Source organism: Hydrogenovibrio sp. JE_KL2, assembly GCF_009296185.1.
Lineage (GTDB): Bacteria > Pseudomonadota > Gammaproteobacteria > Thiomicrospirales > Thiomicrospiraceae > Hydrogenovibrio.
Genome location: NZ_WBJR01000001.1, coordinates 401,078 through 413,349 on the forward strand (window position 1 = coordinate 401,078; position 12,272 = coordinate 413,349).

Annotated in this window: 11 protein-coding genes; 7 read left to right on the forward strand and 4 right to left on the reverse strand. The window is 45.7% G+C overall.

The window, feature by feature from the left end; all coding sequences use genetic code 11:
- Nucleotides 1-7: 7 nt before the first annotated feature.
- Complete coding sequence (locus F8R13_RS01910; RefSeq protein WP_152831637.1) at nucleotides 8-853, reverse strand: HDOD domain-containing protein; 846 nt, start codon at nucleotides 851-853, stop codon at nucleotides 8-10.
- 149 nt (nucleotides 854-1,002) lie between these two features.
- Complete coding sequence (locus tag F8R13_RS01915) at nucleotides 1,003-1,935, reverse strand: 1-aminocyclopropane-1-carboxylate deaminase/D-cysteine desulfhydrase (RefSeq protein ID WP_152831638.1); 933 nt, start codon at nucleotides 1,933-1,935, stop codon at nucleotides 1,003-1,005.
- 95 nt (nucleotides 1,936-2,030) lie between these two features.
- On the opposite strand from F8R13_RS01915, the gene F8R13_RS01920 reads away from it, so the two are divergent.
- A complete protein-coding gene (locus F8R13_RS01920; protein ID WP_371414876.1) occupies nucleotides 2,031-3,248 on the forward strand; it encodes an ammonium transporter in 1,218 nt (405 codons plus the stop codon).
- A gap of 176 nt (nucleotides 3,249-3,424) precedes the next feature.
- Nucleotides 3,425-5,815, forward strand: a complete 2,391-nt coding sequence (locus tag F8R13_RS01925) for a Lon protease family protein (RefSeq protein WP_152831640.1) — start codon at nucleotides 3,425-3,427, stop codon at nucleotides 5,813-5,815.
- A 65-nt stretch (nucleotides 5,816-5,880) separates the two neighbouring features.
- On the opposite strand, the gene F8R13_RS01930 is transcribed toward F8R13_RS01925, so the two are convergent.
- On the reverse strand, nucleotides 5,881-6,414 hold the full coding sequence (locus F8R13_RS01930; RefSeq protein ID WP_152831641.1) for a DUF2062 domain-containing protein: 534 nt from the start codon (nucleotides 6,412-6,414) through the stop codon (nucleotides 5,881-5,883).
- Between the two features lie 24 nt (nucleotides 6,415-6,438).
- Between F8R13_RS01930 and F8R13_RS01935 the strand changes: the two genes are divergently transcribed.
- The 5 genes from F8R13_RS01935 (at nucleotide 6,439) to F8R13_RS01955 (ending at nucleotide 11,393) form a co-directional block, all read left to right on the forward strand.
- Nucleotides 6,439-8,982 (forward strand): DNA internalization-related competence protein ComEC/Rec2, encoded by a 2,544-nt coding sequence (locus tag F8R13_RS01935; RefSeq protein WP_152831642.1) that lies wholly within the window; start codon nucleotides 6,439-6,441, stop codon nucleotides 8,980-8,982.
- A gap of 66 nt (nucleotides 8,983-9,048) precedes the next feature.
- The gene (gene lpxK / locus F8R13_RS01940) at nucleotides 9,049-10,077 is read left to right on the forward strand and encodes a tetraacyldisaccharide 4'-kinase (protein WP_152831643.1); all 1,029 of its coding nucleotides are present in this window, start codon (nucleotides 9,049-9,051) and stop codon (nucleotides 10,075-10,077) included.
- Nucleotides 10,078-10,149: 72 nt separating this feature from the next.
- Complete coding sequence (locus F8R13_RS01945; protein WP_152831644.1) at nucleotides 10,150-10,359, forward strand: Trm112 family protein; 210 nt, start codon at nucleotides 10,150-10,152, stop codon at nucleotides 10,357-10,359.
- A 2-nt stretch (nucleotides 10,360-10,361) separates the two neighbouring features.
- A complete protein-coding gene (gene kdsB / locus F8R13_RS01950) occupies nucleotides 10,362-11,126 on the forward strand; it encodes a 3-deoxy-manno-octulosonate cytidylyltransferase (RefSeq protein ID WP_152831645.1) in 765 nt (254 codons plus the stop codon).
- 60 nt (nucleotides 11,127-11,186) lie between these two features.
- Complete coding sequence (locus tag F8R13_RS01955; RefSeq protein ID WP_152831646.1) at nucleotides 11,187-11,393, forward strand: hypothetical protein; 207 nt, start codon at nucleotides 11,187-11,189, stop codon at nucleotides 11,391-11,393.
- 22 nt (nucleotides 11,394-11,415) lie between these two features.
- Here F8R13_RS01955 and F8R13_RS01960 read toward each other — a convergent pair whose 3' ends face one another.
- Nucleotides 11,416-12,264, reverse strand: coding sequence for a cobalamin-binding protein (locus F8R13_RS01960; RefSeq protein ID WP_152831647.1), 849 nt, complete (start codon nucleotides 12,262-12,264; stop codon nucleotides 11,416-11,418).
- Between the last annotated feature and the right edge of the window lie 8 nt (nucleotides 12,265-12,272).

The following is a 12,272-nucleotide window of genomic DNA, read 5'->3' on the forward strand; positions in this document are numbered from 1 at the left end:
GCGGTGGTTAAAAACTACCAGGTTGGGGGAAGAGGTAATCAAAGGCTTCGCTGATGTCTTCTTCCTCGATCATTAATTCCTGATTGGCATTTTGGCGCATCAAAGCCACCTCTTCGGTGAAATAGTTCGGCATTTCATGTTCGATAATACAGGCTTCGCTGAGTTGAACCAGTGCGACTAGGGTGCGGATGCTGTCGTTTTCTATTTCCGATAAATTTATCTTGTGAGCTTGGTAGATGATGTGTCCCATTGATTTGCCCAACTGCCATTTCTTTGCCAAAAGCAATCCGGCGACATTTCGGCTTGAAGTATAACGTTCGTGCTCAATGAGTTTGGTGTGATAGGGTGCGGACAGGCACTCCATGAAGACTTCATCATAGTCTTTAAACTTAGTCGCCATCATAATGCAGCCGGAGTTGTAGAACAAACCGCCAAGGTAAGCTTGGTCTGACTTTATATGCATCACTCGTTCACTTAAAAGACCGCAAAGCGATGCGGTATTCAAACTGAGTTGGTTGATTTCGGCTCGAGCGCGACCGAGGTATTCCATGCTGTAGTAAATCCCCATCACCAAGTTTTTCAGGCTTTTAACACCGATAACGTCAACCGCATCGCGGATGCTGGTAACGTCAGTAGCTCTGTGTTTCGAAAATAGGGGATAGTTGGCAGTTTTGATGACTTCAGCCGTTAAGTTCATGTTCTGAGAAATCAGTTTGATGACTTCATTGGTTTCGGGCAGTTGCAGTCCAGACAGGATCTCGTTTAATTTGAGTATTTCCTTAGGAAGAGCGGGAATCTTATCAATCTCAAAAAGCCTTTTTGCATATTCTATTTGTTCTTTTATGGTGAGCATGTGCGTCCTGCGATACCTAAAACTGTGACCAAATAAGTTTGATGAAACTTCCTATGTGTAAGCATTCTATTCGGTTTTAATTAGAAATGTCTTATATTTTTATGGTCGAAATATAACCTTTATTTCAATCAAATTCAAAATAGAAGGTTTTATAGGATTGTGGACTGAGCAATGTCTTGTTTTTTTCTGCCTTGCAGTCCACCGGAATGATACAAGATAATTTTTGATCCCGAAGGAATGTGATTGTTCTCCAACTCGGTAAGAAAGGCAAAAACCAGCTTTTGGGTATAAACCGGATCAAGCGGGATACCAAAGCTTTCTTCAAACCAAACTTGGGTATCTTCCATTTCTTGAGAGGACTTGGCATAGCCATTGCCATGATAATTTTGTAAAAGTCTCCATGAATTCGTCTGGTGATTGGAAGCCTTCGTAACCCAATTTGAAATATCTTCAATCAGATAGTCGGAATCCTTCAATGTCGATACGCCAAGTAATTGCCGCTTAGGTTGATAGCGAGCGTTGGCAATAAAGCCTGCTAGGGTTCCACCTGTGCCGACAGCGGTATAGAGGTGTGTCCAATCGGGGCATTGATTTTCCAAGTCTTCGCAAACTTCTTTGAATCCAAGAATGGCATATTCGTTGGTACCGCCTTCCGGCAGGATGTAGGCATTCGGGTGAAGCCTATTGAGGGTCGACAAAAACTCAAAAGATTGTTTTAACCGGTAATCGCTACGGGAAATAAAGTGCAGCTGCATGCCGTTATCGACAGCTTCAATGAGCGTGTGACTCCATGTGTTCGGTGAATCACGCAATTCTTCGCCACGAATATATCCATGGGTTTCAAACCCCAAGTCTTTTCCGGCGGCGGCTACCGCTGCAATGTGGTTTGAGTAGGCGCCGCCAAATGTGACCAGTGTTGTTTTATTTTCAAGTTGGGCCTGCTGAAGATTTAATTTCAGCTTGTGCCACTTATTGCCTTGAATGGTGGGGTGGTTCAAATCATCACGCTTCATCCAAACCTCAATTCCCTTGTTGGAAAAACATGGGTGACTGAGTTTTGATAAAACGGTTTGATGATGCATTAGTTTTTTCTGAGACAAATTTGAACCCTTAACGCGACAGAGTTGGTAAAATTCACGTTTTGATAAAATTCTATTCGATTCAACGAGGAGTTCGCGTGGAACATTTAACCACCAGCTTAGATGTCTTATTTATCCTTTTAGGGGCTATTTTAGTCCTGTTCATGCATGCCGGTTTTGCTTTTTTGGAAGTGGGAACGGTACAACACAAGAATCAAGTTAATGCTCTGGTCAAAATCATGTCGGATTTAGGTGTGTCGACCGTAGCTTACTTTTTTATCGGTTATGGTGTTGCTTATGGGGTTTTCTTAGGCTTCAACTTGGATGGACAACTTGCCAAGGCGATGACGGAAAAGTCCGGTTATGAATTGGTTAAATTCTTTTTCTTGATGACGTTTGCTGCGGCGATTCCGGCGATCGTTTCCGGTGGTATTGCCGAGCGTGCGAAGTTTTACCCGATTCTACTGTCTACCTTCTTTATCGTTGCGTTTGTTTACCCGTTTTTTGAAGGGATTGCTTGGAACGGTAACTTCGGTATTCAGGATTGGCTAAAAACCAACTATGGCGCGCCTTTCCATGATTTTGCAGGTTCAATTGTTGTTCACGCCGTGGGCGGTTGGATCGCATTGACTGCCATTATGGTTCTAGGGGCGAGACGTGGTCGCTATGGCAAAGATGGCAACATCAAGCAGGTGTATCCACCATCAAGCATTCCGTTTCTAGCGTTGGGTGCATGGATTCTGACCGTTGGTTGGTTTGGCTTTAACGTCATGTCTGCACAGCAAATCACTGGCATTCAAGGTTTGGTTGCCATGAACTCATTGATGGCGATGGTCGGGGGAATTTTGGCTGCAACTTTCATTAGCGACAAAGACCCAGGTTTCGTGCATAACGGACCTCTTGCCGGTTTGGTGGCGATTTGTGCGGGTTCTGATGTGGTGAGTCCATTAGGCGCATTGGTTATTGGTTTGGTTGCCGGGGCTTTGTTCGTTAAGGCATTTGTCTGGACGCAAAAAACGTTGAAAGTCGACGATGTACTTGGGGTTTGGCCGCTGCACGGTTTATGTGGTGTTTGGGGCGCGATTGCCGCAGGTATCTTCGGTGGCTCGGCGCTTGGTGGCCTAGGTGGTGTCTCCTTTATGTCTCAGCTGATCGGAACCTTGATGGGGATTGCCGTTGCTTTGATTGGCGGATATATCGTTTACAAACTGATTGATATGTTCTTCGGCATTCGTCTGTCTGAGGAAGAAGAACATCAGGGCGCGGATTTGACGATTCACAAAATTCATGCAAATCCACCGCGAGATGAATATTGATTTAGTAACTTATTGATTTTATTTGAATCGTTTTGCCGGTTTATTCATCGGTTGAAACAAACACAATCTAAGTGACTTTAATTAAAAACAACCCGCTTTCTCCAAGCGGGTTTTTTTGTGCTATTCTTGTATCCGGCTTGGATATTTATAAAATATAAACAGACTCATCGACGACTATGCGCAAACTTTCTGCTGATCAACTCTACCGCTTTACCACTATCAACCCTGAAAAATTTGAAGAACAAGAGACGAATGTCAATGCGTTCATGAAACGCTTTCATCCTCGTGCCTATCAATCTCTGAATTTTGGGTTGCATCTCAAACGAAATCAGAACCATATTTTTATTATGGGGGAACCGGGGGTTGGCCGTATTGGCATGACCAAATCCGTGTTACGTGATGCCGCTGCACGAAGAGATATTCCGCAGGATGTCGTTTTGGTGTCGGATTTCAGTGAATCTAACAAGACCCAGTATCTTTATTTCAAAGCTGGACATGGGCATGCTTTTAAAGCGGCCATGGAAGAGTTTATTACGCAGTTGAAAACGCAGCTGCCGGTCGTGTTTGACGGGCATGCTTACCAGTTGAAAAATCAGCAGTTGGAAAATGACCTTGCACAAAAGCAAGAAGCCGCTTTGACACCGGCATTCGAGTTGGCGGAATCATTGAGTATTGAGATTCAGCAAACTGAAAACAATTTTGTGCTGTTGGCGGTAGTCGATGGCGAGCGCTTGCGTATGTCCGAATTGAAGAATTTGGAAGAACCGCTACAAAAACATTTCCTTGAAGCCTTGGATCAAGTTGAAGAAGAGTTGAACAAAGGGCTGACCCGTTTCCCGTTCTTGCAGCACGAGTATTTGGATGCCGGTAAGAAGCTGAATACCCGTTTCGCCAACGATCATCTGTCACCATTGATTGATGCTCTGAAAATGGAGTTTGGAGAAAATGACTCTGTTAAACAGTACTTGGAGTCTTTGAAAGATGCGGTGATTTCCAAGCTACATTTGTTTTGGGATCAGTCCGGTGAAAGCGTCACCAGCACCACACAGAATTCCATGGAAGACCTGTTGGCTGAACAGCACGGTTTTTCGATTTTTGAAGTGAATCTTTTGGTCGACCATAGTGGTCTGAAGCATGCGCCAATTATTTACGAACAAAATGCCAGTATGCCGAAATTATTCGGTTACACCATCAACTCAGCCAGTGCCAATGCTACTGATACCCTGACGTTGGCAATGAACCATCAGGCCGGTTTGCTACAAAAAGCGAATGGCGGTTTCTTGTTGCTGAATGTTGAATCTCTGCTGAAAGACCCTGAAATCTGGTCGAATTTGAAAGCAGCGTTATTGAGCAAGAAACTGACGTTTGAAATTCCCTCTTCAAGCAGTGTGGTACCTTACCATTTGCCGGATTATCCGTTAAATGTCACGTTGGTTCTGCTTGGGCGCGCCATTCATTTCTATGCCTTACAGGAAATTGACAGTCAATTCAGTCGTTTGTTTAAGGTGCAGGTCGAGTTTGAAGTTGAGCTGGAACGTACAGAAGAACATGAATTGGTGCTGGCGAAACAGTTAGAAAACGAAATCAAGGATTGGGATGACTTACCTGTCTCCGTTTCTGCTTATGAAAGATTGATTGAATACGCTTCACGTTTGGCAGAGTCGGAAAGCCGTCTTTACACCAACAAGGCGATTTTGCGTGATGTACTTGCCGAAGCGAATGCTTTTGCCAGAGCAAACGATGAAACTGAAATCACCAGAAGTACAATCGAAGCGACGATTTTGCAACGGGATTTCCATACGGGCTTGATGGAAGATTATTTCCACCGCGCGATTATCGAAGAACAGGTATTGATTTCGGTTACCGGCTCGCATATCGGGCAGGTCAATGGTTTGACGGTATTGACAGTCGGACGCCAATCATTCGGTCAGCCAGTTCGTATTACCGCTCAGGCTTCATCCGGCGATGAAGGGGTGGTTGATATTGAACGTGAAGTTGAAATGGCAGGTCCTATCCATTCCAAAGGGATGTTGATTTTGTCCGGCTATTTACGTGGCCGCTATATGAAGTTCAAAGCGTGGGGCTTTAGTGCATCTATCGTTATGGAACAAACTTATGATGGCGTTGAAGGAGACAGTGCTTCCTCGGCGGAATTGTTAGCGTTGATTTCATCGATTTCTCAAATCCCATTGCGCCAGGATTTGGCGATTACCGGGTCGGTAAACCAGTTTGGTGAAATACAACCTATCGGTGGTGTGAACGAGAAAATCGAAGGCTTCTTCAAGGTCTGTAAAGCACGCGGTTTGACCGGCACGCAAGGCGCGGTTGTTCCTGAAGCAAATACCAAACATTTGATGTTGAATGCAGAGGTGCGAGAAGCGGTAGAGTCTGGTCAATTTCATATTTACGCGATGAGTCATATTGACGATGCTCTTGGCTTGTTTACTGATATGCCAGTTGGCAAAGTGAACGAGAAGGGTGAATTCCCTGAAGGCAGCGTCAACGATAGAGTGATTAAAGCACTGGAAAAAATGAACGAAAAGCATGACGAAAGTCATGATGATTAAGCGTTCGCTTAAAGCGGACACAAAACACGTCTAAAACCCGTCAATAAAACGGGTTTTGATTGTTCTTATTGTTCGTGGTTTTGACGCCGTTCCTGATGACGGCCTTTCCATGACTTGGCGACATGCCAGCGCCAGAAAATGTGGATGCCGAAATAACTGACAACCGCCAATACAACACCGACGACCGTACTGCCCAAGTACAGCGGTAACCAAATCTGATCCAAGGTATGCAATATACCGTCAAGCGACAAATCAAAAGCTTCTGAAGACTGTGCTTTATCTCCTAGAATCCATGTTCCCACCAAATAGTTGAAATAGAAAATCGGCGGCATGGTCAAAGGATTGCTGATCCACACCAAGGCAACACTAATCGGCAGATTTGCTCTGAAAATAATCGCGGTGATGGCGGAGGTCAGCATTTGAGAGGGAATTGGAATCGACATCCAAAATAAGCCACTTGCAAAGGCTTTTGCCGTATTATGACGATGAACGTGCCATAAATTCGGGTTTGCTATCCATTTGGCGAGAAAACCAATGCCTTTTATTTGGCGAATTTTTTCAGGGTTGGGCGCGTATTTTTTGATGAGTTTTTTCGGCATAGCGGTCGAGTTACTAAAATTTTTATGTTTCGTTATTTTGTTTTAGGGTTTATCAGCGCATTAGTCGGCATTTATCATCTGTCTCAACCGCCATGGACAAGCGGTACCGTGGGCTTGTTTTCGCTTTCCCTTTTGTTGTTTGTTGGCGCATTGCGTTTTTCAATGCCTCGGTATTCTTTCTTTACCAAGCTCAACCAAATTATTATACAGCTTATTTTCGGCGCACTTATTGCATTTTTGTTGAGCTTTTATGTCGAAAATACCGCCATAAAAATCCCTGAAACGGCGTTTAACCAGAAGGTTTGGGTGGAAGGCGAGATTGTCGGTTTGTCCACTGAAAAACAAACCGACTTCGGTCAGAAAAAAGTCCAATTCACCTTAAAACTGTCTCGCATTAATCAGCAGGCATTCCCCCCAACCTGGCAGATTTTTTCACCCAGAATCCGATTGTCTTGGTATTTTGATAAAACCGCCACCAGCCCGACATCATTGCCGAAAGCCGGCGAAAAGTGGCGCTTTTATATCAAGCTCAAGCCAAATCATTTCAGTTTGAACCCCGGTGCGTTTGATTACGAAACCTACTTGTTTCAACAGCATGTTCAAGCGGTTGGCTATGTGTTGAATGCGAAAACCTATGCTACTGCACAGCGGTTGGCGGCGCCATCTCAAGTTAGCTTGCAGCAGTGGATTTGGCAAAGGCTAAACCCTTGGTTTCAACAAAGCGCGTTTGGCGGTGTTTTCGGGGCGTTGCTCTATGGCGACAAATCTCAGATTACCGCACCGCAATGGCAGGTTTTCAGGCAAACCGGTACCGTCCATCTTATGGCGATTTCCGGTTTGCATATCGGCATCATGGCGGCCATTGGCTTTTGGTTGTTTGCATCAATTTGGAAAGGGCTTGTGTTGTATTTGCCGTTGCCTGCTTTGCGACAAAGAATCTCCCGTACTCCCAGCGTGATTTGGGGAAGTCTCGGCGCCAGCGGCTTTGCATTTATGTATATGGCGTTAGCAGGGTTTGCCATTCCTACGGTGAGAGCGGGGTTGATGGTGTTGATCCTGTTGATTTTTATCGTGTTTCGCCGTCGTTTTCAAGTATGGACGGCATTGGCACTGGCGGCATTTTTTATCACGTTACCGGATTCAAGAGCCGTGCTCAGCCAAGGATTTTGGCTGTCTTTTATTGCGGTTGCCATCATCTATGCGGTTATCGCATCTCCCGGTTTTCAGGGGCGTAGAACATGGCAGCAGTTTTTACTGCTACAACTCGCACTGACTTTGGGAATGGCGCCCATCTTGACGTTATTCTATGGTCAAGTGCCGACCATTGGTATTCTTGCTAACTTAATCGCCGTTCCGGTAGTTACACTGGCGGCGCTTCCTTTACTGATGTTGTCGGCGGTTTTTATCCTATTGTTTGGCTCATGGTTGCCGGGCGTTGCCGAGTTTGTCATGGGAGTCAATAACGAACTATGGCAATGGCTTTGGTGGGGGTTGAACGAGATATTGAAACTGGGTGAACACACTGCGGTTTATTGGATGCCGGGCATTGTCTCACCGGTTGCGCTGATTGGCCTTTATGCAGGATTGGTCATTTGGGTTTCCGCTAAATGGCCCACTGAGTTCAGTTTTAAAGGGAAGACATACCCTTGGAGAGAAGCTTATCGGTGGCTTGGTGCAGTCTTGATGATTGCGCTGTTCTTTCTACTGTCTTTCGGTTACAGCCAGTTCAAAAACGGCTTGTCGCCGGGAGAAGTCAAGGTGACTTTGTTGGATGTGGGTCAAGGCCAAGCCATGGTATTTGAAACTCGCGACCATACTTTGGTTTACGATACGGGACCCAAATTCAGTGATGCGTTGGATGGTGCCAGTATGGCGTTGCTGCCTTATCTTGCGCATGAAAAACGTAACAAAGTTGATTTGCTGGTGGTGAGTCACTCGGACATGGATCACGCAGGAGGAACCCAAACGCTGTTACAAAATATAGAAGTCGATCATGCCATTTCCGGGCAGCCGAAAAAATTGAATAGCAGGCTACAACAGACGTCTATCAAAACGCAATTCATGCCATGTTTTGCCGGGCAATCCTGGATATTCGATCAAGTTCATTTTGACGTCTTATCCCCACAAAAGGGCGTAGTCGCATCGGATGATAATGATGCGTCCTGTGTGTTACGGATTTCAACCGGCAAGACGGCGATGATGCTGATGGGAGACGCTTCAAAGGCGATAGAACATACTGTGATTGAGCAGTCTCGAAAGCCGGGGAATATGGCATTGAAATCCGAAGTGCTGATAGCCGGTCATCATGGTAGCCATACTGCAACCTCCTTGGCTTGGCTGGAAGCCATACAACCCAAGTTGGTGCTGTTTTCAGCTGGCTACTTGAATCGTTATCATTTTCCAAATAAGCCGGTTGTCGAGCGCATAAATAAGCTCGGCATCTCCATGCTCAATACCGCATGCAATGGTGCCATAACCTTAAAAATGACACCAAATGAATTTCAAGTCGAAAATCGTCAACGCATCGACCATAAAACTTGGTATCATCATCAATGTAAAGCGCCATAATCGCCAACCGATTAACCTTTACCATCTTTTCGTTTTCCCTTATGAATACATACCGCCGAGGATTCTATGAGTTGGCCGAGTTTCTGGCTGAGAGCCGATCACAATTACATTGCTTGGCAAAGCCGCTTGCTGTTGCCGATTTCCCGATTGGTTTGCCGCGTGGCACGTCGCCGTCTTCAAGCATTTGAAACACAACCTCCGCGCAAAGCCACGGATGCGAAAATCATTGTCGTCGGCAACATTGTTGTCGGTGGTTCCGGTAAAACGCCTTTTATCATGTGGTTAGTGGAGCAGTTGCAACAACAAGGTTTCAGTTGTGGAATCGTGAGTCGAGGCTATGGCGGCAAAGCCAAAACCTGGCCGCAAATGGTCACGCCGGATTCCGACCCGAAATGGGTGGGGGACGAACCAGTGATGCTCGTCAGACAGGCGAAAGTACCGATGGCGGTGTCACCAAACAGAGTGGACGCTATTCGGTATCTGGAGCAAAACGTCAAGGCGCAAGGCGGTCATCTCGATGTGATTATTTCGGATGACGGCCTACAGCATTATGCCATGGCACGTGACATGGAAATTGTGATGGTGGATGGCGAAAGAGGGCTGGGGAACCGCATGTGTTTGCCATCAGGGCCTTTGCGCGAGTCTAAACGTCGCCTTAAGACAGTAGATTTTATCGTTAGTAATGGCACCTTGCGCTATCCGTTGGCGATTGCCGATACCATTGAAATCATGCGTTTGACGCCGGTTTGTTTTCGCAATGTGAAGCACCCGGAAAAAACCTTACCGCTTGACGCATTCAAAAACCAAGCGGTGAATGCCATTGCCGGCATTGGTAATCCGGCACGTTTTTATCGTGCGTTGCATCGCTTAGGGGCGATAGTAACATCGCGTGATTTTGCCGATCATCAGGCGTATCAGCCGAAAGATTTTTCGTGGTTAAAACAGCAAAAGGAAGCAATTCCGTTACTGATGACCGAGAAAGATGCGGTAAAATGTGTGGCATTTTCTGAAGATGATTGGTGGTACTTGGAAATTAAACCTCAGTGCAGCCAACCTTTTGCCGAGCAAATCATCAAGAAATTACGTCGTCTTTGAACTGGCTTCAAGACGGACAAAAACGCAAAGAACACAAAACGAATATAAGCGAACTAAGGAAGAGTTGATTTCATGGATCCAAAACTTTTGGACATTCTGGTCTGTCCGGTCACCAAAACCTCTCTATTGTTTGATAAAGACAAGCAAGAGCTGATTTCCACTGCGGCTAACCTGGCTTATCCTGTTCGCGACGGTATTCCGATTATGCTTGAAAACGAAGCCCGCGAACTGGCGCCGGAAGAAGAGGAAGCCTATCGTAAACAAAAAGGGCAGCACGCATAAGTATGGAGTTTATTGTCGTTATTCCCGCCCGCTATGAGTCCAGTCGCCTTCATGGCAAACCTTTGATGGATATTCTAGGTAAACCGATGATTCAATGGACTTGGCAGCAAGCCAAATTATCTGGTGCAGACCGCATAGTCATCGCCACAGAATCTGAAGCCGTTAAACAAGCGTGTGAAGCTTTTGGCGCCGAAGTTTGCTTAACAGCGGCAACGCATCAATCTGGTACGGAACGTATCGCTGAAGTGGTCGAAAAGCTAGGCTTTTCTGATGATGACATTATCGTCAATGTTCAGGGCGATGAACCCATGTTACCGCCTGAATTAATCGTTCAGGTTGCTGATGGGTTGTCTACCCATGAAAGCGTACAGATGGCGACACTCTGTGAGCCGATTGATGATGTTGAAACCGTTTTCGACCCTCATGCGGTGAAAGTGATTCGTAACCAAAAGAACTTCGCATTGAACTTCACTCGTGCGCCAATGCCTTGGTCGCGAGATACCTTCTCCAACGAGCCACCAACCTTACCCGATAACTGGGGCTATAAGCGTCATATTGGTTTGTATGCTTATCGTGCGGGTTTCGTTAAACGTTATGTTGCGTGGCCGGAGTGTGCTTTGGAGCATGTAGAACGTTTGGAGCAGTTGCGTGTTTTATGGCACGGCGAAGCGATTTTGGTGTTGGACGCCTTGGGTGATGCCGGTATTGGTGTCGACACCCAAAAAGACCTGGATAAGGTCCGTCGCTTAATGTCGGAAAAGGCATAGCTTCTAAATTCAAATAACTGAAATGCCCCAACCTGGCAGATTTTAAACACAAAATACTTCATGTCTAAACTTTTAAATTTCTTAACATTAGTCGGTTTGATCGCATTTGGTTATTGGATGATCAAACGTTATTTCCATCAAAGAAAATTGCGACAGGAAGGCATTGTCATCGAACAAAAAGGGCTAAGACCGATTACGGTTTTCAGTATTGTTTTATTGTCGATTTATGCCCTGTATCTCATTGTCCACTTCTGGAATATGTCTTAAAACAAGAGTTACTGACAAGCGTCTATTTTTTCGAATAAACCTTTCTCGCAGCCTCTATTTGATGGCACAACGCTGGTAAAGCTTCAATAAAGCGTTGTGTCGGGCGTTGGTATAAATCGCTATTGACCCCAATGATTTGACGGTTCTGAACAGCTTGTAGCATTGGGAAAGCTTGCCAATTACGGCGCCATGAAGTCTGTTTGTCTTTGGCGCCACCCATTAGAATCACCTGAGGGTTCTTCATCAACACGCTCTCCCTGCTGATCTGTGGCGCTAAGGGGGTTAGGTCCGCAAACACATTTTGTGCCCCGCATAGTGACAGCCCTTGGCTGATGAACTGTTGACCATTGATGGTGGTAAGCGGTTGGTTCCACACTTCGTAGAACACGGAAACAGGCGCCTTGGAGGCGTATTGCAGTCTTAAAAACGTCAAGCGATGCTTCAATTCTTCAGCCGTCGAAAAAGCATGGCGTTGTGTACCCGCTCTGCGGCCGATTTCCTCGATTTCATTGGGGATGTCATTAAGTGTCTGGATATTGGATACAAAAACACGTAATCCCAAGTCTTGTAGTCGTTGCAAATCTTGTGGTTTGATTGAGGCTTGCCATACCAGAATCAAGTCAGGTTTCAAGGCGACGATCTGCTCAAAATTTAAGTGAAACGCATCGCCGACCTTGGGGAGTTTAGTCGTTGAAGCCGGATAGTTTGAATAGCGGTCAACCCCAACCAGATCTTTGCCCGCGCCAGCGGAAAAAACCATTTCCGTCAGGTGGGGTGACAGTGAAATAATCCTAAAGTTTCCTGCTTGAGATAAGGTTGGTAACGACAACAACAGGCAAAACAATAAGATGGGCAGGCGAGACAGAAGCATTGGGTTTT